Genomic DNA, 25,183 nt, shown 5'->3' on the forward strand with positions numbered 1-25,183 from the left:
GATTCTGGGACATTCAGCCCCACAACCGGTTCAGCCTGCTTGGGCCAAGGAGCGCAGTTTAGCGTGACAGGCGCGAATTTCGAGGCTGTTTTTCAAATCCCGGCGATTAAATGCGCTCCTTTATAAGCCGCGCTCTGTCAGCCCCTTGACAGCATCGGCTATGATAGCGGCTTTGTTTTGTCTGGCCCCCTTTGCGGCCGCGCACATGTAAGTCAAGGATCCTAATGAGCAAGCCCACTGTCGACCCTACCTCGAATGCCAAGTCCGGCCCTGCCGTGCCGGTCAATTTCCTGCGGCCGATCATCCAGGCAGACCTGGACTCGGGCAAGCACACCCAGATCGTTACCCGTTTCCCGCCTGAGCCCAACGGCTACCTGCACATCGGCCACGCCAAGTCGATCTGCGTGAACTTCGGCCTGGCCCAAGAGTTCGGCGGCGTCACGCACCTGCGTTTCGACGACACCAACCCGGCCAAGGAAGACCAGGAATACATCGACGCGATCGAAAGCGACGTCAAATGGCTGGGCTTCGAGTGGTCCGGCGAAGTGCGCTACGCCTCGCAGTATTTCGACCAGTTGCACGACTGGGCGGTGGAGCTGATCAAGGCCGGCAAGGCCTACGTCGACGACCTGACCCCTGAGCAGGCCAAGGAATACCGTGGCAGCCTGACCGAGCCGGGCAAGAACAGCCCGTTCCGCGACCGTTCGGTTGAAGAGAACCTCGACTGGTTCGCCCGCATGCGCGCCGGTGAGTTCCCGGACGGCGCCCGCGTGCTGCGCGCGAAGATCGACATGGCCTCGCCGAACATGAACCTGCGCGACCCGATCATGTACCGCATCCGTCACGCGCATCACCATCAGACCGGTGACAAGTGGTGCATCTACCCGAACTACGACTTCACCCACGGTCAGTCGGACGCCATCGAAGGCATCACCCACTCGATCTGCACCCTGGAATTCGAAAGCCATCGTCCGCTGTACGAGTGGTTCCTCGACGCACTGCCAGTGCCGGCGCACCCGCGTCAGTACGAGTTCAGCCGCCTGAACCTGAACTACACCATCACCAGCAAGCGCAAGCTCAAACAACTGGTCGATGAAAAGCACGTCCATGGCTGGGACGACCCGCGCATGTCGACGCTGTCGGGCTTCCGCCGCCGTGGCTACACGCCGGCGTCGATCCGCAACTTCTGCGACATGATCGGCACCAACCGCTCCGACGGTGTGGTCGACTTCGGCATGCTTGAATTCAGCATCCGTCAGGACCTGGACGCGAACGCCCCGCGCGCCATGTGCGTGCTGCGTCCGTTGAAGGTCGTGATCACCAACTACCCGGAAGATCAGGTCGACAACCTCGAACTGCCACGTCATCCGCAGAAAGAAGAACTCGGCGTGCGCAAGCTGCCGTTCGCCCGTGAAATCTACATCGACCGCGATGACTTCATGGAAGAGCCGCCAAAGGGCTACAAGCGCCTGGAGCCGAACGGCGAAGTGCGTCTGCGCGGCAGTTACGTGATCCGTGCCGACGAAGCGATCAAGGACGCCGACGGCAACATCGTCGAACTGCGTTGCTCGTACGATCCGGAAACATTGGGCAAGAACCCTGAAGGCCGCAAGGTCAAGGGCGTGATCCACTGGGTGCCGGCCGCTGCCAGCATCGAGTGCGAAGTGCGTCTGTACGATCGCCTGTTCCGTTCGGCCAACCCTGAGAAGGCCGAAGACAGCGCGAGTTTCCTCGACAACATCAACCCTGACTCGCTGCAAGTGCTGACCGGTTGTCGTGCTGAGCCATCGCTCGGCAATGCACAGCCGGAAGACCGTTTCCAGTTCGAGCGCGAAGGCTACTTCGTTGCGGATATCAAGGACTCGAAACCAGGTCAGCCGGTATTCAACCGTACCGTGACCCTGCGTGATTCGTGGGGCCAGTGATTCTGCGTCAAGGAAATTTAAAGTGCTGACGATCTACAACACGCTCACCAAGAGCAAAGAAGTCTTCAAGCCGCTGGATGGCAACAAGGTGCGCATGTACGTCTGCGGGATGACCGTGTACGACTACTGCCACCTGGGCCACGGCCGCAGCATGGTCGCGTTCGATCTGGTGACCCGCTGGTTGCGGTTCAGCGGTTATGACCTGACCTACGTGCGCAACATCACCGACATCGACGACAAGATCATCAACCGGGCCAACGAGAACGGCGAGTCGTTCGACGCGTTGACCGAGCGCATGATCGCGGCGATGCACGAAGACGAAGCGCGCCTGAACATCAAGAAGCCGGACATGGAGCCGCGCGCCACGGATCACATTCCGGGCATGCACGCGATGATCCAGACCCTGATCGACAAGGGTTACGCCTACGCCCCGGGCAATGGCGACGTGTACTACCGCGTCGGCAAGTTCATGGGCTACGGCAAGCTGTCGCGCAAGAAGATCGAAGACCTGCGCATCGGTGCGCGAATCGAGGTCGACGAGGCGAAGGAAGATCCGCTGGACTTCGTGCTGTGGAAAGGCGTCAAGCCGGGCGAGCCGAGCTGGGAATCGCCGTGGGGCGCCGGGCGTCCGGGCTGGCACATCGAGTGCTCGGTGATGTCCACCTGCTGCCTGGGTGAGACTTTCGACATTCATGGTGGCGGCAGCGACCTGGAATTCCCGCACCACGAAAACGAAATCGCCCAGAGCGAAGCGGCCACCGGCAAGACCTACGCCAACGCGTGGATGCATTGCGGCATGATCCGTATCAATGGCGAGAAGATGTCCAAGTCCTTGAACAACTTCTTCACCATTCGCGACGTGCTCGACAAGTACCACCCGGAAGTCGTGCGTTACCTGCTGGTGTCGAGCCACTACCGCAGCGCGATCAACTACTCGGAAGACAACCTCAAGGACGCCAAGGGCGCACTCGAGCGTTTCTACCACGCGTTGAAAGGCCTGCCGAACGTTGCGCCGGCTGGCGGTGAAGCGTTCGTCGAGCGTTTCACTACGGTGATGAACGACGACTTCGGCACGCCCGAAGCCTGCGCCGTGCTGTTCGAGATGGTGCGTGAGATCAACCGTCTGCGCGAGAGCGATCTCGATGCAGCGGCCGGTCTGGCGGCGCGTCTGAAAGAACTGGCGAGCGTGCTGGGTGTGTTGCAACTGGAAGCCGACGACTTCCTGCAGGCCGGCGCCGAAGGGCGTGTCGATGCAGCCGAAGTCGACGCGCTGATCGCTGCACGTCTGGCGGCTCGGGCTGGTAAAGACTGGGCCGAATCCGACCGCCTCCGCGACCAGCTCACCGCCATGGGCGTGGTACTGGAAGACGGCAAGGGCGGCACGACCTGGCGTCTGGCTGACTGACTGCTGTGAGTGCTACAAACAAAACCCGCCTTGTGCGGGTTTTTGTTTTTCTGCTGTTCAGGCGGTGGTTGCTTTTGCTCTGCGCGTAGGTCTTGATGTCTGACGCGGCCAACATGGGCTGCAGCCCTTGCAGCGGGATGCTGGTCGGCGACGTTTATGGAATGGAGACATCATGGCAAACCACTATCGCGAACTCCTGACAACTCCTGGTGCAACGGGGTTGGTGCTCGCGAGCGCTATCGCGCGATTGCCGCAGGCGATGATCGGCATTGGCATCATTACCATGCTCGTGGAGCAAACGGGTGTCTACTGGCTGGCCGGTGCAGTCGCCGGTACGTTTACCCTCGCCAACGCACTGATCGGCCCGTACATCTCGAAACTGGTTGATCAGCGTGGCCAAAGCCGTGTGCTGCCTGTCGTGACGACGTTCAGCATTGGCATGTTGCTGGCGCTGATCAGCGCCGTCTACATGAGGGCGCCGGCGGCATTGCTTTTCGTTCTGGCGGCATTGGCCGGGACAATGCCAAGCATGCCGTCGATGATCAGGGCCCGCTGGACACAATTGTTCCGGGGCAAACCGCAGCTGCACACGGCGTTCTCTCTGGATACGGTGCTGACCGAGCTCGCTTATATCATTGGCCCGCCACTGGCGATCGGCCTGAGCGTGAGCTTTTTCGCCGAAGCCGGGCCGCTTGTCGCGGTCGCGTTGCTGGCCGTCGGAGTGACGGCGTTTCTCCTGCAACGCCAGACTGAACCCCAGGTTGTCGTGGGTCATGCGAGGCATACGGGCTCAACCCTGCGGATTCCCGGCGTTCCGACCATCGTGCTGGCGCTGTTGGCGATGGGCGCAATCGGCGGCTCAATCGATGTCGCCGTTGTAGCCTTCGCCAATGCGCAAGACTGGCCTGCTTCTGCGACCTTCATTCTCGCCGCCTATGCGTTCGGATCGCTGGTGGCGGGCCTGACGTTCGGTGCCTTGAGGGTTTCCCTGCCAATCGAAAAACAGTTCTTTATCGGCATACTGGTCACGGCCATCACAGGCGTATTACCGATGTTTTCTCCTGACGTTTATGTCCTCTCGGCGATGCTGTTTATTGCCGGCATATCGTTTGCACCCACAATGGTCGTGGTCATGAAGCTGGGGACGATCATCATCCCACCGTCAAGGATCACCGAAGGGCTGACATGGATGACCACCGGCATCAGCATCGGGGTGGCGCTTGGCGGCATGCTGGCGGGGTTGATCATCGATGCCTGCGGCGCTCGGGCAGGGTTTGGCGTATCGATTTTTGCGGGATTGGTGATGGTGTCGGTAGTGCTGATCGGGCTGCGTACATTGAGTGCCGTTTCAACCAGGAGTGTTGAGTCGGCTTACCCGTAATGTGCTGTGTGCACAGGCATTAAAAACAAAACCCGCCAAGTGCGGGTTTTGTTTTTCTCGCTCAAATCAACTCAACAGCCCGGTACTGACCGCAACGATCAGGAAAATCCCCAGCACTGCGCGGTAGATGACAAATGGCCAGGTGGAGAACTTCTCCAGAAAGCGCATCAGGCCCCAGATCGCAAAGAACGCGGAGATGCTGGCGATCACCAGACCGAATATCAGATGCCCCCAGACTGAGGCGGGAAGGTCGGCATGGAACAGCACCCACAGCTCTTTCAGGCCCGCGAGCGCAATCGCCGGCAAACCCAGCAGGAACGAGAAGCGCGCCGCTTCTTCACGTTTGAAGTTGAGGAACAGTGCCGCCGTCAGCGTCGACCCGGAGCGCGACACCCCGGGAATCAGCGCGCCGATCTGCGCAATGCCGACGATCAGCGCATCACGCAGGCGCATTTCGCTCACCGTGCGGCGATGCCGGCAGGTGAGCTCGGCCGCAGCCAGCAGAATCGCCATGACCACGCAGGAGATCCCGATCACCATCAGTCCGCGCAGGGGCGAGTTGCAGGCATTGAGCGTCGAAGACAACGCTATGCCGGCGATACCGATGGGAATGGTTGCCAGCACGATGGCCACCGCGAGGATGAACCACTGATTGTTGAAGTCACGTTGACGCACTGCCTCGACGCTGCCGCCCACCACCTGCCTGACGTCACGCCAGAAATAACTGACCACTGCGGCCAGCGCTGCGAGCTGCATGGCAGCGGAAAACGCCGAGCCCGGATCCGGCCAGCCGAGCAGGGCCGGGACGATGCGCATGTGCGCGGTGGAGGAAACAGGCAGCAGCTCAGTGATGCCTTGAATGATGCCGAGGATGCCGATCTGCAGGTAGTCCAGAGAGGCAAAGCCGATATCAAGGCCGGTAGAACAGATGTTGGTCAAAGCACTTATCCTGTGAGAATCAGGAGGAGGGAGGTGTCTGGATCAAAGGCATGGCGAAAAGCTGAAACATTTCGTCACAGTCTAGTCGGTTCGGTCAATGGGGGCGGATTGATAGTTGTGTGGTGACGGGGCTGGCGACTTCGCGAGCAAGCCCGCTCCCACACTGGATTTTGGGCATGTCTGACTTTTGTGTACGACACTCCTCCCCTGTGGGTGCGGGCTTGCTCGCGAAGAGGCCGGTTCAGCCACCCTGTCACTCAGCCTGACGCAAGCGCTTGTAGAGGGTATTGCGACTCACCCCCAGCCGCCGCGCCAAATGCGAAATATTCCCCCCAGCCGCCAACAACTCACGGTTCAACGCCTCGCCATCATTCAGATCAACCCCCAGCGGCTGCGCCACCTCCACCGGTTCCATCTCCAGATCGACAAAAAAATCATCCGGCAAATGCTCCGGTCGCACCGGTTGTTCCTCGGCCATCGCCAGTGCCACCTGCATCACGCTGCTGACCTGACGCAGATTGCCCGGCCACGGATGCCGGCTGAACAGCTCCAGCACCTCGCGGCTCAGGCCGGCCCATTGCGTCGGTTCGCGATGCTGCTCCCACAGGCGTTTGAACAACGCTTGCTTGTCACTGCGTTCGCGTAACGGTGGCAATTCCAGGGTCAGGCCGCCAATGCGGTAATACAGGTCCTCGCGAAACCGCCCCAATTGCACTTGCTCGCGCAGCGAACGGTTGGTCGCCGAAATGATCCGCAGGTCTACCGGGAACAAGTCGCTGCTGCCCACCGGCTGCACGCAGCGCTCCTGCAACACCCGCAGCAGCCGTGCCTGAGTCGGCAGCGGCATGTCACCGATTTCGTCAAGAAACAGCGTGCCTTTATCAGCCTTGCGGATCAGGCCGATGCTGCCTTTCTGGTTGGCGCCGGTGAATGCGCCTTTCTCATAACCGAACAGCTCCGACTCCACCAGTTCGGCGGGGATCGCCGCGCAGTTGACGGCAATGAATGCCTGTTTGCTGCGCGAGCTGGCTTGATGCAGGGCTTTGACGAAGACTTCCTTGCCGACCCCGGTTTCGCCGTGGATCAGCAACGGGATGTCTTTTTCCAGCAGCCTTTCGGCCTGGCGCACGGCTTTTTCCACGCGGCTGTCGCCGAAGTGCAGGGCGTTGAGGCTGATCGCCCCCGGCACCGTGGCAGGCGTTGGCGCGGATTTCGGTTCGGCAAAGATTCGAGGCTGAACCGGCGCCTGTTTCGGTCGCTTCAACAAGCACTGGAAGCGGTTGCGTCCAGCGGTCTGTAGAGCGAAGGGCAAGCCGTCGGGCTGGTTCATCAGTTCCAGCAGCGACACATTGAACAGGCTTTCGACACTGACCCGCGACAGGCGCACACCGAGCAGATTGTCCGCCCGGCGATTGGCCGAGAGCACCTGACCGCTCTCATCGAAAATCAACAACCCGGCCCATTGACTGTCGAGGTTGTTCAACCCTGTATTGAAGGTCAGTTGAAAGTGCTGACCGTGGAACAGGTTGAGGATCAGCCGGTTTTCCACGGTCTGGCTCATCATCTTGACCATGCCCAACGTGTGCGAGGGCGGCAGGTAGCTGTCGCTGGACACGTCGAGCACCGCGATGACCTTGCGCTCGGCGTCGAAAATCGGTGCGGCGGAACCGGTCATGAACCGGTTGGCCTTGAGGAAATGCTCATCGTGCTCGATGTGCACCGCTTGTTCGCAGGCCAGTGCGGTGCCGATCGCGTTGGTGCCGCTGGCGCGTTCCATCCAGCTCGCCCCGGCGCTGAATCCTCGGGCCAGGTTCGGTTCGATAAAACGCTGGGTACCCCACGACGTCAGCACCTGGCCCTGATTGTCGGCGAGCATGATCAGGCAATTGGAGTTGCTCAGGATGTTCTCGTAGTACGGCAGCACTTCCTGATGGGTGGTTTGCACCAATGAGTGATGACGGTCGAGCAACTGCGCGATGCCGGCGGCAGGCAATTGATCGAAGGCCGGAGCGCTTTGATGGCTGAGACCGAAGGCGCGGCAACGTTGCCAGGAGGTCTGGACGAGGGCGTCGTGGGACAGCGGCGGGACAGGTGTGGCCATGGTGGTCAGCCTCTAAAGGGCATTTTTATTGTTGTTATGGCACTACTTTCAAAAGCTGCACAGACCAAAACGGTGGGAGCGGGGTTGCTCGCGAAAGCGGTATATCAGACAGATTCAGATTGGCTGACACACCGCTTTCGCGAGCAAGCCCGCTCCCACACTGGATGTTCATTGTTCACGAAATTCGGGCAAAAAGCGTTCATAGAGTGTTGTTCACGATTGTTCATTGTCAATCGCCCAACTGTTCAAATGTGTTCAGCGATGAATACCCATTTCCCACGTTTTCGGCACTTTTCAAGACAAATCAACCACTTGCCATTTCTGGCACGAATGTCGCTCTGCTGCACAGGTCGCTTGACTCCAATAATAAAAAAGGCCGAGCCATGTCACTCACCCTGGAGCACGTCAGCCGTACCGTCGAGGGCCAGATCTGGATCGACGATGCCTGCCTGAAATTCGAACCCGGATCCTTCAACGTTCTGCTCGGCCGCACACTGTCCGGCAAGACCAGCCTGATGCGCCTGATGGCAGGTCTGGACAAGCCCGACAGCGGCCGCATCCTGATGAACGGCGTCGACGTCACCCAGCGCCCGGTGCGGTTGCGCAATGTGTCGATGGTCTATCAGCAGTTCATCAATTACCCGACCATGACCGTGTTCGAGAACATCGCCTCGCCGCTGCGTCAGGCTGGGGTCTCGAAAGACATCATTCACGGCAAAGTGCTGGAAACCGCGAAGATGCTGCGCATCGAGAAGTTCCTGCAACGCTATCCGCTGGAGCTTTCCGGCGGTCAGCAGCAGCGCACGGCGATGGCCCGGGCGCTGGTCAAGGACGCCGAGCTGATCCTGTTCGACGAGCCGCTGGTCAACCTCGACTACAAGCTGCGCGAAGAACTGCGCCAGGAAATGCGCGAGTTGTTCAAGCTGCGCCACACCATCGCGATCTACGCCACCACCGAGCCCAACGAAGCGCTGGCACTGGGCGGCACCACCACCATTCTTCACGAGGGCCGGGTGATTCAGAGCGGCCCGTCGACCTCGGTGTATCACCAGCCGCAATCGGTGCTGGCGGCGGAGTTGTTCTCCGAGCCGCCGATCAACCTGATGCCCGGGCGCATTGTCGGCAATGAAGTCAGCTTCGCCAACTTCGTGCACTTCCCGTTGAACGTCGATCTGCGCCCGGTGGGTGAGGGCGAGTTCCGCTTTGGCGTGCGCCCAAGCCATATCTCGCTGGTGCCGAGCAACGATGACGACCTGGAACTGGCGGTCACTGTCGAAGTGGCGGAGATCAGCGGTTCGGAAACTTTCCTGCATGTGCGCAACGAGCATTTCCTGCTGGTGCTGCACCTGCCCGGGGTTCACGAGTACGACGTCGATGCGCCGATCCGCATTTACATCCCGACCCACAAGCTGTTCGTGTTCGATGCGCAGGGCCGTCTGGTGCAGGCACCGGGCCTGCGTGTCGCGAGGGTTGCCTGATGGCCGAAATCCGTTTGCAGCACCTCGCCCACAGCTACAGCAAAACCCCGAGCGGGCCTGATGATTATGCGATCCGCGAGATGGATCACGTCTGGGAACAGGGCGGTGCCTATGCCTTGCTCGGCCCTTCGGGCTGCGGCAAGTCGACGTTGCTCAACATCATTTCCGGCCTGCTCAGCCCCTCGCAGGGCCATGTGTTGTTCGACGGCAAAGCGGTCAACGACCTGACGCCGGAGAAGCGCAACATCGCCCAGGTGTTCCAGTTTCCGGTGGTCTACGACACCATGACCGTGTTCGATAACCTGGCTTTTCCCCTGCGCAATCAGGGCATGGCCGAGGCGAAAGTGCACAGCAAGGTGCAGGAAATCGCCGAAGTCCTCGACCTGCAAAACCTGTTGAGCAAGAAGGCGCGTAACCTCACTGCCGACGAAAAACAGAAAGTCTCTATGGGCCGTGGCCTGGTGCGCGACGACGTTTCGGCGATCCTCTTCGATGAACCGCTGACGGTGATCGACCCGCACCTGAAGTGGAAGCTGCGGCGCAAGCTCAAGCAGATCCACGAGCAGTTCAACATCACCATGGTCTACGTCACCCACGATCAACTGGAGGCCTCGACCTTCGCCGACAAGATCGCGGTGATGTACGGCGGCCAGATCGTGCAGTTCGGTACGCCCCGCGAATTGTTCGAGCGGCCCAGCCACACTTTTGTCGGCTACTTCATCGGCAGCCCCGGGATGAATCTCATCGAAGTGCAGCCGCAGCCGGGCGGGGTCGGTTTCGCTTCGACGCACCTGCCGCTGTCCGAGGCCTTGCAGCGGCATATCGAACACGGTCAGTGGAAAAATCTGAAGGTCGGCATCCGTCCTGAATTCATTCACGTCTGGGACGAGCCGTTTGACGACGCGATGCAGGCCCGGGTGGTACACGTCGAAGACCTCGGCACCTACAAGATCCTCACCCTCGACCTCGATGGTGCGCCGCTGAAGGTGCGCCTGGCAGAAGACAAACCGGTGCCGCAGGGCACGGCGTACATCAGTTTTCCGGCGCAGTGGCTGATGGTCTATGCCGACGAGTTCCTCCTGGAAGACACCGACCCTGCCGAGGTGCAGCCATGAACAAGGTACAGAACAACAAGGCCTGGTGGCTGGTGTTGCCGGTGTTCCTGCTGGTGGCGTTCAGTGCGGTGATCCCGATGATGACCGTGGTCAACTATTCGGTGCAGGACATCTTCGACCAGTCCAGCCGCTACTTCGTCGGTGCCGACTGGTACAAGCAGGTGCTGCTTGATCCGCGTCTGCACGATTCGTTGCTGCGTCAGTTCATCTACTCGGCGTGCGTGCTGCTGATCGAAATCCCGCTGGGCATCGCCGTCGCCCTGACCATGCCGACCAAGGGCCGCTGGTCGTCGGTGGTGCTGATCATTCTGGCGATTCCGCTGCTGATTCCGTGGAACGTGGTCGGCACCATCTGGCAGATCTTTGGTCGCGCCGATATCGGTTTGCTCGGGTCGAGCCTGAATGCGCTGGGCATCAGCTACAACTATGCGGCCAACACCATGGACGCGTGGGTGACGGTGCTGGTGATGGACGTCTGGCACTGGACTTCGCTGGTGGCGCTGCTGTGTTTTTCCGGGCTGCGGGCGATTCCCGACGTGTATTACCAGGCCGCGCGCATCGATCGTGCTTCAGCGTGGGCAGTGTTCCGGCACATTCAGTTGCCGAAGCTCAAGAGCGTGCTGCTGATCGCGGTGATGCTGCGCTTCATGGACAGCTTCATGATCTACACCGAGCCGTTCGTGCTCACCGGCGGCGGGCCGGGCAATGCCACGACCTTCCTCAGCCAGACGTTGACCCAGATGGCTGTCGGCCAATTCGATCTGGGACCGGCAGCGGCGTTCTCGCTGGTGTACTTCCTGATCATCCTGTTGGTCTCGTGGCTGTTCTACACCGCCATGACCCATTCCGACGCCAATCGTTGAGGCCCGGCCATGAGCAAAAGAAAGCTTATCCCGCTGCTGGTGTACATCCTGTTTCTGCTGGTGCCGATCTACTGGCTGCTGAACATGTCGTTCAAGAGCAACACCGAGATCCTCGGCGGCCTGACCCTGTTTCCGCAGGACTTCACCTGGCACAACTACAAGGTGATCTTCACCGACCCGAGCTGGTACAGCGGCTACATCAACTCGCTGTACTACGTCAGCCTGAACACGGTGATCTCGCTGAGCGTGGCATTACCGGCGGCGTACGCGTTTTCGCGCTATCGCTTCCTGGGCGACAAGCATCTGTTCTTCTGGCTGCTGACCAATCGCATGGCGCCGCCGGCGGTGTTTTTGCTGCCGTTCTTCCAGTTGTACTCATCGATCGGGCTGTTCGATACGCACATCGCCGTGGCGCTGGCGCATTGTCTGTTCAACGTGCCGTTGGCGGTGTGGATTCTTGAAGGCTTCATGTCCGGCGTGCCCAAGGAAATCGACGAAACCGCCTACATTGACGGCTACAGCTTTCCCAAGTTCTTCGTGAAGATTTTCATCCCTCTGATCGGCTCCGGGATCGGCGTCACGGCGTTTTTCTGCTTCATGTTTTCCTGGGTCGAACTGTTGTTGGCGCGCACGCTGACCTCGGTCAACGCCAAGCCGATTGCTGCGGTGATGACGCGCACGGTCTCGGCGTCAGGCATTGACTGGGGCGTGCTGGCAGCGGCGGGGGTGCTGACCATCCTGCCGGGCATGCTGGTGATCTGGTTTGTTCGCAATCACGTGGCCAAGGGCTTTGCCTTGGGTCGGGTCTGAGGAACGCATGATGGAATGGATGAGCTGGACCACCCCGACAGCGGGCTTCTTCATCGCCATTGGTCTGCTGCTGGTGGGCATGACCACGTGGGAATTGCGCTCGCCGAGCATCCTGCGACGAGGTTTTCTACCGATTGCCACCACCCGTGGCGATCGCTTGTTCATCGGTCTTCTCGGCAGCGCCTACCTGCATTTGCTGGTCATCGGCGCCACCGACTGGAGCATCTGGGTAGCGTCCGCGCTGTCTCTGGTGTGGCTGTTGGTTGTGATGCGCTGGGGCTAGTCGAGTCGCTCGGCAATCGTGCTCCGAAACTCTAACTGGAGGTCTCTATGTTCGATAAAAACAATAAGCTGCGACATAGCATTTCATTGGCAGCCATGCTGGCACTCAGCGGTTTGAGCGCATCTGCCTGGGCCGATGCCTACGAGGACGCTGCGAAAAAATGGATCGGCAGCGAATTCAAACCGTCGACCCTGACGGCCGATCAGCAACTCGAAGAATTGAAGTGGTTCATCAAGGCTGCCGAGCCGTTTCGCGGCATGGAAATCAAGGTGGTTTCCGAGACCCTGACCACCCACGAATACGAGTCCAAGGTACTGGCCAAGGCCTTCACCGAAATCACCGGGATCAAGCTCACCCACGACCTGCTGCAAGAAGGCGACGTGGTGGAAAAAATGCAGACGGTGATGCAGTCGGACAAGAACATCTACGACGGCTGGGTCAACGACTCGGACCTGATCGGTACGCACTTTCGCTACGGCAAGACCGAATCGATCACCGACCTGATGGCCAACGAAGGCAAGAACTTCACCTCGCCGACCCTCGACATCAAGGACTTCATCGGCATCTCGTTCACCACCGCGCCGGACGGCAAGATCTATCAACTGCCCGACCAGCAATTCGCCAACCTCTACTGGTTCCGCGCCGACTGGTTTGAACGCGCCGATCTCAAAGCCAAGTTCAAGGAAAAGTACGGCTACGAACTCGGCGTGCCGGTGAACTGGTCAGCCTATGAAGACATCGCCAAATTCTTCAGCGAAGACGTCAAGGAAATCGACGGCAAACGCGTCTACGGGCACATGGACTACGGCAAGAAAGACCCGTCGCTCGGCTGGCGCTTCACCGATGCCTGGTTTTCCATGGCCGGCGGCGGCGACAAGGGCCTGCCCAACGGCTTGCCCGTGGACGAGTGGGGGATTCGCGTCGAGGATTGCCACCCGGTCGGTTCCAGCGTGACCCGCGGCGGCGACACCAACGGCCCGGCCGCGGTGTTTGCCACGCAGAAATACGTCGACTGGCTCAAGGCCTACGCACCACCGGAAGCGGCGGGCATGACCTTCTCCGAGTCGGGGCCGGTGCCGTCGCAGGGCAACATCGCGCAACAGATTTTCTGGTACACCGCGTTCACCGCCGACATGACCAAACCCGGCCTGCCGGTGGTCAACGCCGATGGCACGCCGAAATGGCGGATGGCGCCGTCGCCGCGTGGCCCGTATTGGGAGGAGGGCATGAAGCTCGGGTATCAGGACGTGGGGTCGTGGACGTTTATGAAGTCCACGCCTGAGAAACAGAAGCTCGCTGCGTGGCTGTATGCGCAGTTCGTGACGTCGAAAACTGTCTCGCTGAAGAAAACCATCGTCGGCCTGACGCCGATTCGTGAGTCGGACATCAACTCGCAGGCGATGACCGATCTGGCGCCGAAACTCGGTGGCCTGGTTGAGTTCTACCGCAGCCCGGCCCGCGTGCAATGGACCCCGACCGGGACCAACGTGCCGGACTATCCACGTCTGGCGCAACTGTGGTGGAGCCACATCGCGGAAGCTGCCAGCGGCGAGAAGACCCCGCAACAGGCGCTGGATGGCCTGGCCAAGGATCAGGACGCGATCATGACGCGCTTGGAACGCTCCAAGGCCCAGGCTGTTTGCGCACCGAAGATGAATCCGGAACGCGACGCGCAGTATTGGTTCGATCAGCCGGGCGCACCAAAACCGAAACTGGCGAACGAGAAGCCGAAAGGCGAGACCGTGAGCTACAACGAACTGCTGAAATCGTGGGCGGATGCGCGCAAGTGATAGCGGCACTGTGAAAGGCGAACGGCACCGAAAGGTGCCGTTTTCATGTGTGCCTGATCGGCCGCCTTCGCGAGCAAGCCCGCTCCCACAGGTTTCGGCGGCGTCCACACATTTTGCGGATGACCGCGATCACTGTGGGAGCGGGCTTGCTCGCGAAGGCGGTGTGTCAGATAACAAAAAGGTGCCTGACCCGACGCCTTCGCTTGCAGGCAAGCTCCCACAGGTTTCGCGGTGTTCACAACTGCAGGGCTCACCGCCGATCACTGTGGGAGCGGGCTTGCTCGCGAAAGCGGTGTGTCAGATAACAAAGAGGTGACTGACCCAACGCCTTCGCTTGCAGGCAAGCTCCCACAGGTTTCGCGGTGTTCACAACTGCTGGGCTCACCGCCGATCATTGTGGGAGCTTGCCTGCAAGCGATGGCGGTCTGACATTCAACATGGGGATCTACTGGCAAGGCGTAATGGTGAGTCATTCACGCTTTGGGTCAAACCAGAACAGCCAGATCAGTGTATTGAACAACCAAAGGGTCTGCGGTAAGCAGTTTCATCGGTTCGGTCATTGCGGCGGCGACTATAAGCCGGTCAAACGGATCTCGGTGATGATGCTCAAGATCCTTCACGGCAATGGCGTGTTCGGAGGTCACCGGCAGTTCGATGAAACCGCTGTCGAGGCAATATTGGCGGATTTCATCCAGATCAACGTTTAGCTTTCCGAGCCCGACCTTGATTGCCATTTCCCAGAAGGAGGCGGCACTGATGTAGATATCGGCAGCGTTTTCAATCAGCTTTCTGGCTTTGCCGGACAGTCTCGCATCATCACTAAGTGTCCAGAGCAGGATGTGCGTGTCGAGCAGAAGTCTCATGCCTGAGTGCCCTCAAATGCGTCCAGCATGTCATCGGGCATTGGTGAGTCGAAATCGTCGGGCAGGATCAGCTTGCCTTTCATGGCGCCAATGCGCTGTGCGCTGGTTTTTCCTACAGGAACGAGACGTGCCATCGCCCGACCATGTTTGGCGATCGTGATGATTTGCCCGGCCGCAGCATCGTCGACAAGCTTGGACAGATTGTTTTTGGCTTCCGCCAGCGGAACGATGATCATCAGTTCACCCCTAAATTCTGGACAAATATAGCCAGAATTTCCCAAGGCTGTAAAATCGCGCCAGTGCTCTGAGCAACCAAGAGGCCGAACCGTCCACCTGCGTTGATAGGACTGCTGCGCGATACTGCTGTGTTGCTGGGCTGTCAAAGCATCGATGCCCTCAGTCAACTCACAAAAGATATCTCGTTTCATCATTTGTCTCGCCTCGATATTCAACCTGCCAAGACACTCACCTTAGTGCTATCCACTCAAGGCTGACTGTAGGACGAAGCGGAGGTTATGGCGGGAGCTTTCGGAGTGTGCGCGGAGACGAAAGCGCATCGGTAAAAAATCGTACAGAACTGCCGATTTTCAGTCTGGTATTCAACCTGGATATCGCCTGACCCAACGCTTTCGCGAGCAAGCCCGCTCCCACAGGTTTCGGCGGCGTCCACACATTTTGCGGATGACCGCGATCACAGTGGGAGCGGGCTTGCTCGCGAAGGCGGTGTGTCAGATAACAAAAAGGTGCCTGACCCGACGCCTTCGCTTGCAGGCAAGCTCCCACAGGTTTTGAGGTGTTCACAACTGCAGGGCTCACCGCAGATCATTGTGGGAGCTTGCCTGCAAGCGATGGGGGCGTTCCTGTCACCGCAGGAAAACCAAGCCTGAACACCGTCATCACCCCTGGCAGGCTTTTCACCTCGGCCACCCCCTGATGCAGGCTCATGATCGAGCGCACGATGGCCAGGCCCAGCCCGGTGCTGCCTTGCGAGCGCGAGCGGGCGCTGTCGACGCGGTAGAAACGGTCGAACAGGTGCGACAGATGCCGGGCCTCGATGCCGGGTCCAGGATTGCTCACCAGCAGCGAGCTTTGCGTTGCACCTTGCTCGATCAGCAATGTCACGGTTTTACCGTTCGGGCAGTGTCGCAGCGCATTCGACAGCAGATTTGAAATCGCCCGCTGAATCATCAGCCGATCGCCCGCCACCGTCGCGCAGCCCACCACGCTCAGGTGAATGTCCTTGTCCTGCGCCGACAGCGAAAACATCTCCGCGACCTTCGCTGCTTCATCCTCCAGCGCCACCGGCTCAAACGGCGCCAGCGCCGACGGATGGCTGACCTGCGCCAGAAACAGCATGTCCGAGACAATCCGCGCGACGCGCTCCAGCTCCTCGGTGCAGGACACCAGCACGTCCTTGTACTCTTCGGTCGTGCGCTCGCGGGACAAGGTTACCTGCGCCTTGCCCATCAGGTTATTGATAGGCGTGCGCAATTCGTGGGCCAGATCATCGGAAAACTGCGACAACTGCTGCACGCCGGCGTCCAGCCGATCCAGCATGAAATTGATGCCTTGTGCCAGTGCGCTCAACTCCTGCGGCATGTTCACCACCGACAGTCGATGCTCCAGATCCTGGGTCGAGACCATCGCCGCCACCTTGCGGAACTCGCGCAGCGGTGCCAATCCGCGTTGCACTGCGCCCCAGGCGGTCAGGCCGATGAACACCAGCAGCAACGGCAAGGCAACCAGCGTCGAACGCAAATAGGCACTGAGCAGCGCCTGATCATGGGCATTGTCCATCGACAACAGCACCGGCACGCTGCTGCCATCCTTGAGGCGAATCAGCTTCGAGGCAGTGAGGAATCTGGCGCCTTCGGCATCGGTACTGTCGCTGTAGGCCAGTTGATCGGTGGTCCCGCGAACCGCTCTGAGTTCCACCCGTGGATCGGTCAGCCCCGAGCCAGACTTGAGCAGCGGCGAGCGCAGGTTCAAACGGTCATAAATCGTCAGTGTCAGGTTGTCGTGGCCCATCACCTGATCAAGCAGAATGTGCGGCTTGCCGCTGACTTCATTGGCATCGACGTACAGCGACAGGCTGTGTTCAACCTGCGCCATCTTCTTTTGCAGGCTGTCGCGGGACAGCGCATTTAGCTCATGGGTCAGGGCGAAATACGCCAGGATCGCCAGAAACACCACCAACATTGCGCCCAGCGTACTCACCGTCAGACCAAGGCGCATCGACAGGCTGGCGGGCTTCATTCCCGCGCCTCCAGCACGTAGCCGACACCGCGCAGGGTGTGGATCAGCTTGTGGTCGAACGGGTCGTCGATCTTTGCCCGCAAGCGGCGGATCGACACTTCGACCACGTTGGTGTCGCAGTCGAAATTCATGTCCCACACCAGCGAGATGATCTGCGTACGTGTCAGCACCTCGCCAGACTGGCGCATCAACAGATGCAGCAGGGCGAATTCCTTGGTGGTCAGGTCGATGCGCTGCTCGCCACGAAACGCCCGATGTCGGCCCGGATCGAGTTCCAGATCAGCGACTTTCAGCACCTGCGGCACCGGAATGTTTTCGCTGCGGCGCATCAATGTACGCACCCGCGCCAGCAGTTCGGGAAATTCGAACGGCTTGACCAGATAGTCGTCGGCACCCAGATCCAGACCACGAATCTTGTCGGCCAGGCGCCCGCGCGCGGTGAGCATCATCACCCGCGTTGAGTGCGTGCGGCGCAGTTGTTCCAGCACGCCCCAGCCGTCGAGTTCCGGCAAGTTCACGTCGAGAATGATCAGGTCATACGCCTGTTGTTGCGCAAGATGCAAACCGTCGGCGCCATTGATGGCGTGGTCAACGACATAACCACTTTCGGTCAAACCCTGATGCAAGTATTCGGCAGCTTTAAGCTCGTCCTCGACGACAAGGATTCGCATGATCTATCACCACTTTTATTTAATGGATATTTAATTAAGGTGGTCGGGAAAGTTATTGTTTTTGTAGGGCTTCCGGACGGATTTCAATAAGTGAATGGCATGTACGGTAAAGGCTGTAGCGGCTACAGGGTCAACCCAGGAGGCCTTTAAAACGGCCATCCGCGACAGCCTGTCGCAGCCTGAGTGCGCTAAAAACATGTATTGCATTCAGGCAAGTGCTGTTCGGCAGATAACTACTGTGTATTTGTTTCCATGTGTTGCGGCAAAGCCTTTTGCACTTCGCATCCTAGAACAAAACAACTTCCGTAAACCGTGGATAACGGATTTGTAATCTTTCAGTCACCTTGTCGATAAGTTCAAAACCCTACCGTGGCGGCATCGAAAAATCCTGAACTAAAGGAAGTCTTCCATTGTCCGGTTTAATAGAACTGACGGCGCGATCACGCCTGAAAAAAACCGCCAGCGGGCTCTTGTTGCTGGTCGGCAGCAGCCTGGCCAGCGCATCGACCCTGACCCTGGATCAAGCCCTGCAAAGCGCCTTCGCCGGCAACCCGGATCTGGCCGCCGCGCAATGGGAAATCGGCATTGCCGAGGGCGACCGCAAGCAGGCGGGCCTGATCCCCAACCCCGAAGTTTCCTGGGAAGCCGAAGACACCCGGCGCAACTCGCGCACCACCACAGTGATGCTCAGCCAGCCGATTGAGCTGGGCGGCAAACGCGGCGCCCGCATCGACGTCGCCAGCCGCGCGCAGGATGCTGCCGGCATCGAGCTGGAGCGCAAGCGCAACGCCTTGCGTGCCGATGTGATTCAAGCCTTCAACAGCGCGCAAACTGCGCAGCAACGTCTGCAGCTGTCGCGCCAGTCATTGCAACTGGCCGAACACGGTTTGCGTGTGGCCCAAGGGCGCATCGAGGCCGGCAAATCGTCGCCGGTCGAAGGCACGCGAGCACAGGTGCAGCTTTCTGAAGTGCGCCTGGAACTGAGTCGCGCCGAGCGCGATCAGGCCAACGCCTATCAGCAACTGGCGCAGGTCATGGGCGCACCGTTGCCAACGTCGACCAACGTGCAGGCCGCCACACAAAACCTCACCAGTGTGCCGCCGCCGATCCGTTTGCTCGAGCGTTTGAACGAGACTGCCGAACTGCGTCTGGCGAAGTTGCAGATCGACCAGCGCGAAGCGTCGCTGGGCCTGGAAAAGTCCCAGCGCATTCCCGACCTGACCGTGAGCATTGGCAGCCAGTACAGCGAGACCGAGCGCGAGCGGGTCAACGTGGTCGGGCTGTCGATGCCGATTCCGCTGTTCAACCGCAATCAGGGCAACGTCCTCGCGGCTGCACGCAGAACCGATCAGGCGCGCGATCTGCGCAACGCCACCGAGCTGCGCTTGCGCACCGAAATCCAGACCAGCCTCGAGCAATGGCAGACCGCCAACGGCGAAGTCAAAGCGTTCAACCAGACCATCCTGCCCGCCGCGCAAAGTGCGGTGGACAGCGCCACGCGCGGCTTCGAAATGGGCAAGTTCGGTTTCCTCGACGTGCTCGACGCCCAGCGCACGCTGATCGCCGCCCGCAGCCAATACATCCAGGCCGTCAGCGAGGCGACCGACGCTCGCGTGCGCATCGAACGGATCTTCGGCGACCTCAGCGTCCGCCCTTGAATTTCACTTTCAGACAACTGCGCGATGGCACGGCGCAGAGGAGTTTCCATGGACAAAAGACTGATGGTTGTCGCGGTGGCGACGTTGGCATTGGGCATCGGCATCGGCGCGATGTGGCCGGCCTCGAGCAATATCGAAGCGCACGCCGACGAGGCTTCTGAACACGCGGATCACGCCGAGGAAGGCGCTGCGGCCGATGGCGAACATGACGAAGAAGGGCACATCGAACTAAGCACCGAGCAGATCACTGCCGCAGGCATTCAACTGGCCGAGGCGCGGGCGCAGAGCATCAGTCTCGGCCTGTCGTTCCCCGGCGAAGTGCGCTTCGACGAGGATCGCACGGCGCATGTCGTGCCGCGAGTGCCAGGGGTGGTCGAGTCGGTGGCGGTCAACCTCGGGCAATCGGTGAAAAAGGGCCAGTTGCTGGCGGTGATCGCCAGTCAGCAGATCTCCGATCAACGCAGCGAACAGGCTGCCGCGCAACGGCGTCTGGTTTTGGCGCGGACTACCTACGAACGCGAGAAAAGGCTGTGGCAGGACAAGATCTCCGCCGAACAGGATTTCCTGCAGGCGAAGCAGGCGCTGGAAGAGGCGGAAATCGCCATGAACAACGCCCGGCAGAAAATCAGCGTGCTCAGCGGCAGCGTGGTCGCCACTGGCGGCAATCGTTACGAACTGCGCGCACCGTTCGACGGCGTGGTGGTGGAAAAACACCTGACGCCAGGGGAGGTGGTCGATGAGACCACAGCAGCGTTCACCCTTTCGGATCTGTCGCGGGTGTGGGTCACCTTCGGTGTTTCGCCCAAGGATCTGAACAAGGTGCAGGTGGGCAAACCGGTCACCGTCAGCGCTGCGGAATTGAAAGCCGAGGTCACCGGCACCGTGGCCTATGTGGGCAGCTTGCTTGGTGAACAAACCCGCACCGCGACTGTTCGCGTCACCCTGGAAAACCCGCAAGGCTCGTGGCGCCCGGGGCTGTTCGTCAGCGCGCTGGTCGCCACCGACAGCCGTCTGGCAAAAGTCGCCGTGCCGGAAACCGCGATCCAGACCGTCGAGGACAAACCCACGGTATTCGTGCGCACCGACGATGGCTTCAAGGTGCAAGCGGTGGAGCTGGGCAGTCGCGCCGCCGGTTTAGTGGAAGTCACTCAAGGGCTGGACGCCGGCGCGCAAGTCGCCAGTGCTGGCAGCTTCGTCCTCAAGTCGGAGCTGGGCAAAGCCTCAGCCGAGCACAGTCATTAATTCTGGAAGGTCCTCATGTTCGAACGCCTGATCCAGTTTGCCATCGAGCAGCGCATCATCGTGCTGCTCGCCGTTCTGCTCATGGCCGGCCTCGGCATCGCCAGTTATCAAAAGCTGCCGATCGACGCCGTGCCCGACATCACCAACGTCCAGGTGCAGATCAATACCGGCGCCGCCGGATTCTCACCGCTGGAAACCGAGCAGCGCATTACCTTTGCGATTGAAACCGCGATGGCCGGTTTGCCGGCGCTGGAGCAGACTCGTTCGCTGTCGCGCTCCGGGCTGTCGCAAGTGACGGTGATCTTCAAAGACGGCACCGACCTGTTCTTCGCCCGCCAACTGGTCAACGAGCGTCTGCAGATCGCCAAGGAGCAATTGCCCGAAGGCGTGGAAGCGATGATGGGGCCGATTTCCACCGGCCTCGGCGAGATCTTCCTGTGGACGGTGGAAGCCAGGGAAGGTGCTCTCAAGGATGACGGCAGCGCCTACACGCCGACCGATCTGCGGGTGATTCAGGACTGGATCATCAAGCCGCAACTGCGCAACGTGCCTGGCGTGGCCGAGATCAACACCATCGGTGGCTTTGGCAAGGAATACCAGATTGCGCCTGATCCGAAACGCCTGGCCGCGTACAAACTCACGCTCACCGATCTGATCACTGCGCTTGAGCGCAACAACGCCAACGTCGGCGCAGGTTATATCGAGCGTAGTGGCGAGCAGTTGTTGATTCGCGCCCCGGGTCAAGTCGCGAGCACCGAGGACATCGCCAACATCGTCATGGCCAATGTCGACGGCACGCCGATCCGGGTGAAGAACGTCGCCACCGTGGAAATCGGCCGTGAACTGCGCAGCGGCGCGGCCACGGAAAATGGTCGCGAAGTGGTGCTCGGCACGGTGTTCATGCTGATCGGCGAGAACAGCCGCACGGTGTCGCAAGCGGTCGCGAGCAAGCTTGAACAGATCAACAAATCCCTGCCGCAAGGCGTGATCGCTGTACCGGTGTACGACCGCACGCACCTGGTCGATAAAGCCATCGCCACGGTGAAAAAGAACCTCGTCGAAGGCGCGATTCTGGTGATCGCGATTCTGTTCCTGTTCCTCGGCAACATCCGCGCGGCGCTGATTACCGCGATGGTGATTCCGCTGTCGATGTTGTTCACCTTCACCGGCATGTTCAGCAACAAGGTCAGTGCCAACCTGATGAGCCTGGGTGCGCTGGACTTCGGCATCATCGTCGATGGCGCCGTGGTGATTGTCGAAAACACCCTGCGCCGCCTGGCCCATGCGCAGCAGCATCACGGGCGATTGCTGACCCGTGCCGAGCGTTTCAAGGAAGTCTTTGCGGCGGCGAAAGAGGCGCGGCGTCCGCTGATTTTCGGCCAGTTGATCATCATGGTGGTGTACCTGCCGATCTTCGCCCTGAGCGGTGTCGAAGGGAAAATGTTCCATCCGATGGCGTTCACCGTGGTCATCGCATTGCTCGGTGCGATGTTGTTGTCGGTGACCTTCGTGCCGGCGGCGATTGCGTTGTTCGTGACCGGCAAGGTCAAGGAAGAAGAGGGCGCGGTGATGCGTGGCGCACGTCGTGTGTACGCACCGGCGTTGGGCTGGGTCATGGCGCATCGCACGGTGGCCGTGGGCGCGGCGTTGGGCGTGATCGTGTTCAGCGGCGTGTTGACCAGTCGCATGGGCAGCGAGTTTGTACCGAGCCTCAGCGAGGGTGATTTCGCCCTGCAAGCCTTGCGCGTTCCGGGCACCAGCCTGACGCAGTCGGTGGACATGCAGCAGCGTCTGGAAAAGTTGATTCTGGCCAAAGTGCCGGAGGTCGAACGCGTCTTTGCCCGAACCGGCACCGCGGAAATCGCTTCCGATCCGATGCCGCCAAACATCTCCGACAGCTACGTGATGCTCAAGCCCAAGGATCAATGGCCGGACCCGGGCAAGTCCCGCGAAACCCTGATGGCCGAACTGCAAGCCGCCGCGGCGACGCTGCCGGGCAGCAACTATGAACTGTCGCAGCCGATCCAGCTGCGCTTCAACGAACTGATTTCCGGCGTGCGCAGCGATGTCGCGGTGAAGGTGTTCGGTGATGACATGGACGTGCTCAACGCCACGGCCGCGAAGATCGCGGCGGCGATGCAGAAGGTCACCGGCGCCTCTGAAGTGAAGGTCGAGCAGACCAGCGGGCTACCGGTGCTGACCATCAACATCGACCGCGACAAGGCCGCGCGTTATGGCCTCAACGTTGGCGATGTGCAGGACACCATCGCCGTGGCGGTGGGCGGGCGTCAGGCCGGCACCTTGTACGAGGGTGATCGACGTTTCGACATGGTGGTGCGTTTGTCCGATGCCATGCGCAAGGACATCGACGGTTTGTCGGCGCTGTTGATTCCGGTACCGGCGCTGAGCGGCGCGGCGAACCAGATCGGGTTTATCGCACTGAAGGACGTCGCCAGCCTCGACCTGGTGCTCGGGCCGAATCAGGTCAGCCGTGAAAACGGCAAGCGTCTGGTGATCGTCAGCGCCAACGTTCGTGGGCGCGATATCGGCTCGTTCGTCAGCGAGGCCGCTGAGGTGATCGAACGCGACGTGCAAGTCCCGGCCGGTTACTGGACCAGTTGGGGCGGGCAGTTCGAGCAACTGCAATCGGCGGCCAAGCGCCTGCAGATTGTGGTGCCGGTGGCGTTGCTGCTGGTGTTCGGCTTGTTGTTCATGATGTTCAACAACCTCAAGGACGGTTTGCTGGTGTTTACAGGGATCCCGTTTGCCTTGACCGGCGGCGTGATGGCGCTGTGGCTGCGCGATATTCCGTTGTCGATATCGGCGGGTGTCGGGTTTATTGCCTTGTCCGGGGTGGCGGTGCTCAACGGCCTGGTGATGATTGCGTTCATTCGTAATCTGCGTGAGGAAGGGCGGTCGCTGGCGGATGCGATTAATGTCGGCGCGCTGACGCGATTGCGCCCGGTGTTGATGACCGCGCTGGTGGCGTCGCTGGGCTTTATTCCGATGGCGCTGGCGACGGGTACGGGGGCCGAAGTGCAGCGACCGCTGGCCACCGTAGTGATCGGCGGAATCCTGTCCTCCACGATCCTTACGTTGCTGATCCTGCCCGCGCTCTACCAACTTGCCCACCGCCGGGATGAGGATCCGGTTCTCACTCAGTAGGTGATTCCCCCCTGTGGGAGCGGGCTTGCTCGCGAAGAGGCCGTGTCAGTCGACATCAATGTTGAATGCCACACCGCCTTCGCGAGCAAGCCCGCTCCCACCGTTTTTTGTCTGGTCTGGAACCTGTGCCAGGCACATTACGGATATGTAATTTCCCCGCCACCGTCACGAAAGGTTCGGATTGTTACCTTGATCCCGTCAGTTACTTAAACGAGGAATCAAAGATGAAAATCGTACAGATAGGTGCTTTTGTAGTGGCGTTGGCGATGTCTTCCCTGGTCATGGCTGAAGGCGGCGGCGACCGCACTTTCGACCGGATGATGACCAACAACGACCGCTCCATGGAGCTGTTCGTGGCCAAGGAAAAAGCCGCCGGCAACCCGGTGGTGGTCAATGAAAAAGCCGTCGACAACAGCAAGAGCCTGTAAGCGACAGCACTTGATCAAGCCCGTCATCGCGCATCGATGCTGGGCTTTTTTTTAAGCCTGGGTGGGAAGGAAATGGATATGAAAATGCTCAAGTTGATCGCGTTCGCCGGTGTCATGGCGATGTCTTCTCTGGTCATGGCCGAAGGCGGCGGTGACCGCACCTTCGAGCGCGCCTTCAGCGCCAACGCCAAAGCCATGGAGCAATACGCCGCCGAGCAAGGCAAAGCGGCGCCAGTGGTGAAGGACTACGAATACGGCATGAAGCTGGACGTGGTGAAAATCGTCAGTGTGGTGAAGCCGCAGCCAGGTTGCGCGGTGGTGCCGACGGCCATGACCTACGAGGATTCGAAAGGACAGCTCAATACGCTCAAGTACAGCGTGGCGGGTGTGTGCCGCAACAGCGGTGGCTGAGGATGCACACGTTGCGTATTTCAATTCGGAATGTTTAAAACTTGTGTGGGAAATGCTGAGCTTTCCCACATAAGTTTTCAGGTTGTCCGTCGGACATCCGCTCTCTACCCAAGGTTCCAACCTGCGTACAACTTCCACCCTTTCCCTGGCCTCGGCCACGGTGATGCTCGGCGACTTTGCTGCGTTGCTGGAAGGCACTCATTGCAAGACGCTTCTCGGCATCGCCCAAGTCGTCATGCTCGGCGAACTGGCGGTGAACAAGGCACTGGATAACGTCAATCCTGCCGCATAACTCGGTGGGAGCGGGCTTGCTCGCGAAAGCGGTGTGTCCATTCAATATTGATGTCGACTGACACGGCCTCTTCGCGAGCAAGCCCGCTCCCACAGGTATCTGCGGTG

20 protein-coding genes and 1 pseudogene are annotated in these 25,183 nt (G+C 60.0%); 15 read left to right on the forward strand and 6 right to left on the reverse strand.

What is annotated here, in order from left to right; genetic code table 11:
- Positions 1 to 224 precede the first annotated feature (224 nt).
- The 3 genes from U862_RS0102615 to U862_RS0102625 all read left to right on the forward strand — a co-directional run bounded on the left by U862_RS0102615 (position 225) and on the right by U862_RS0102625 (position 4,711).
- The gene (locus tag U862_RS0102615) at positions 225 to 1,925 is read left to right on the forward strand and encodes a glutamine--tRNA ligase/YqeY domain fusion protein (RefSeq protein WP_025108968.1); all 1,701 of its coding nucleotides are present in this window, start codon (positions 225 to 227) and stop codon (positions 1,923 to 1,925) included.
- Between the two features lie 22 nt (positions 1,926 to 1,947).
- Positions 1,948 to 3,330, forward strand: a complete 1,383-nt coding sequence (gene cysS, locus U862_RS0102620) for a cysteine--tRNA ligase (protein ID WP_025108969.1) — start codon at positions 1,948 to 1,950, stop codon at positions 3,328 to 3,330.
- 172 nt (positions 3,331 to 3,502) lie between these two features.
- A complete protein-coding gene (locus U862_RS0102625; protein ID WP_025108970.1) occupies positions 3,503 to 4,711 on the forward strand; it encodes an MFS transporter in 1,209 nt (402 codons plus the stop codon).
- 66 nt (positions 4,712 to 4,777) lie between these two features.
- Here the strand turns inward: U862_RS0102625 and U862_RS0102630 are convergent, their stop codons facing one another.
- A complete protein-coding gene (locus U862_RS0102630) occupies positions 4,778 to 5,650 on the reverse strand; it encodes an undecaprenyl-diphosphate phosphatase (protein ID WP_025108971.1) in 873 nt (290 codons plus the stop codon).
- A gap of 253 nt (positions 5,651 to 5,903) precedes the next feature.
- Positions 5,904 to 7,751, reverse strand: a complete 1,848-nt coding sequence (locus tag U862_RS0102635; RefSeq protein ID WP_025108972.1) for a sigma-54-dependent Fis family transcriptional regulator — start codon at positions 7,749 to 7,751, stop codon at positions 5,904 to 5,906.
- Between the two features lie 383 nt (positions 7,752 to 8,134).
- Between U862_RS0102635 and U862_RS0102640 the strand changes: the two genes are divergently transcribed.
- From U862_RS0102640 to U862_RS0102665, 6 genes are read left to right on the forward strand one after another with little or no spacing between them, the layout of a single operon-like run.
- Positions 8,135 to 9,229, forward strand: a complete 1,095-nt coding sequence (locus U862_RS0102640; RefSeq protein ID WP_025108973.1) for an ABC transporter ATP-binding protein — start codon at positions 8,135 to 8,137, stop codon at positions 9,227 to 9,229.
- Positions 9,229 to 10,344, forward strand: coding sequence for an ABC transporter ATP-binding protein (locus U862_RS0102645; protein ID WP_025108974.1), 1,116 nt, complete (start codon positions 9,229 to 9,231; stop codon positions 10,342 to 10,344). Before U862_RS0102640 ends, U862_RS0102645 begins: the two co-directional genes overlap by 1 nt.
- Complete coding sequence (locus tag U862_RS0102650) at positions 10,341 to 11,207, forward strand: carbohydrate ABC transporter permease (protein ID WP_007961995.1); 867 nt, start codon at positions 10,341 to 10,343, stop codon at positions 11,205 to 11,207. Before U862_RS0102645 ends, U862_RS0102650 begins: the two co-directional genes overlap by 4 nt.
- Before the next feature lie 9 nt (positions 11,208 to 11,216).
- Positions 11,217 to 12,017 (forward strand): carbohydrate ABC transporter permease, encoded by an 801-nt coding sequence (locus U862_RS0102655; RefSeq protein WP_025108975.1) that lies wholly within the window; start codon positions 11,217 to 11,219, stop codon positions 12,015 to 12,017.
- Between the two features lie 10 nt (positions 12,018 to 12,027).
- Positions 12,028 to 12,300 (forward strand): DUF2160 domain-containing protein, encoded by a 273-nt coding sequence (locus U862_RS0102660; RefSeq protein WP_025108976.1) that lies wholly within the window; start codon positions 12,028 to 12,030, stop codon positions 12,298 to 12,300.
- A 47-nt stretch (positions 12,301 to 12,347) separates the two neighbouring features.
- On the forward strand, positions 12,348 to 14,090 hold the full coding sequence (locus tag U862_RS0102665) for an ABC transporter substrate-binding protein (RefSeq protein WP_025108977.1): 1,743 nt from the start codon (positions 12,348 to 12,350) through the stop codon (positions 14,088 to 14,090).
- A gap of 485 nt (positions 14,091 to 14,575) precedes the next feature.
- Here U862_RS0102665 and U862_RS0102670 read toward each other — a convergent pair whose 3' ends face one another.
- The 4 genes from U862_RS0102670 to U862_RS0102685 form a co-directional block, all read right to left on the reverse strand.
- Complete coding sequence (locus U862_RS0102670) at positions 14,576 to 14,953, reverse strand: type II toxin-antitoxin system VapC family toxin (RefSeq protein WP_025108978.1); 378 nt, start codon at positions 14,951 to 14,953, stop codon at positions 14,576 to 14,578.
- Entirely contained in the window at positions 14,950 to 15,384 is a 435-nt protein-coding gene (locus U862_RS31030; RefSeq protein WP_371262550.1) for a type II toxin-antitoxin system Phd/YefM family antitoxin, read from the reverse strand. Before U862_RS31030 ends, U862_RS0102670 begins: the two co-directional genes overlap by 4 nt.
- Positions 15,385 to 15,775: 391 nt before the next feature.
- On the reverse strand, positions 15,776 to 17,209 hold the full coding sequence (locus tag U862_RS0102680) for a heavy metal sensor histidine kinase (RefSeq protein ID WP_025108980.1): 1,434 nt from the start codon (positions 17,207 to 17,209) through the stop codon (positions 15,776 to 15,778).
- Positions 17,206 to 17,880 carry a heavy metal response regulator transcription factor gene (locus U862_RS0102685; RefSeq protein ID WP_025108981.1) on the reverse strand — a complete coding sequence of 225 codons (675 nt, stop codon included), beginning with the start codon at positions 17,878 to 17,880 and terminating at the stop codon, positions 17,206 to 17,208. The genes U862_RS0102680 and U862_RS0102685 overlap by 4 nt, the downstream gene beginning before the upstream one ends.
- A gap of 410 nt (positions 17,881 to 18,290) precedes the next feature.
- Between U862_RS0102685 and U862_RS0102690 the strand changes: the two genes are divergently transcribed.
- From U862_RS0102690 to U862_RS0102715, 6 genes and pseudogenes are all read left to right on the forward strand, one after another.
- A complete protein-coding gene (locus U862_RS0102690; protein WP_025108982.1) occupies positions 18,291 to 19,538 on the forward strand; it encodes a TolC family protein in 1,248 nt (415 codons plus the stop codon).
- A gap of 48 nt (positions 19,539 to 19,586) precedes the next feature.
- On the forward strand, positions 19,587 to 20,780 hold the full coding sequence (locus U862_RS0102695) for an efflux RND transporter periplasmic adaptor subunit (protein WP_025108983.1): 1,194 nt from the start codon (positions 19,587 to 19,589) through the stop codon (positions 20,778 to 20,780).
- A 15-nt stretch (positions 20,781 to 20,795) separates the two neighbouring features.
- The gene (locus U862_RS0102700) at positions 20,796 to 23,945 is read left to right on the forward strand and encodes a CusA/CzcA family heavy metal efflux RND transporter (protein ID WP_025108984.1); all 3,150 of its coding nucleotides are present in this window, start codon (positions 20,796 to 20,798) and stop codon (positions 23,943 to 23,945) included.
- 224 nt (positions 23,946 to 24,169) lie between these two features.
- Positions 24,170 to 24,373 carry a co-regulatory protein PtrA N-terminal domain-containing protein gene (locus U862_RS0102705; RefSeq protein ID WP_025108985.1) on the forward strand — a complete coding sequence of 68 codons (204 nt, stop codon included), beginning with the start codon at positions 24,170 to 24,172 and terminating at the stop codon, positions 24,371 to 24,373.
- Positions 24,374 to 24,451: 78 nt separating this feature from the next.
- Positions 24,452 to 24,784: a DUF2790 domain-containing protein gene (locus U862_RS0102710; RefSeq protein WP_025108986.1), complete on the forward strand. Its 333-nt coding sequence runs from the start codon at positions 24,452 to 24,454 to the stop codon at positions 24,782 to 24,784.
- Positions 24,785 to 24,926: 142 nt separating this feature from the next.
- Positions 24,927 to 25,076: pseudogene (locus U862_RS0102715) on the forward strand (DUF6124 family protein); the annotation flags it as partial.
- Positions 25,077 to 25,183: the final 107 nt, after the last annotated feature.

This window comes from Pseudomonas sp. H1h (assembly GCF_000633255.1).
In the GTDB taxonomy this organism is placed as follows: Bacteria; Pseudomonadota; Gammaproteobacteria; order Pseudomonadales; family Pseudomonadaceae; genus Aquipseudomonas.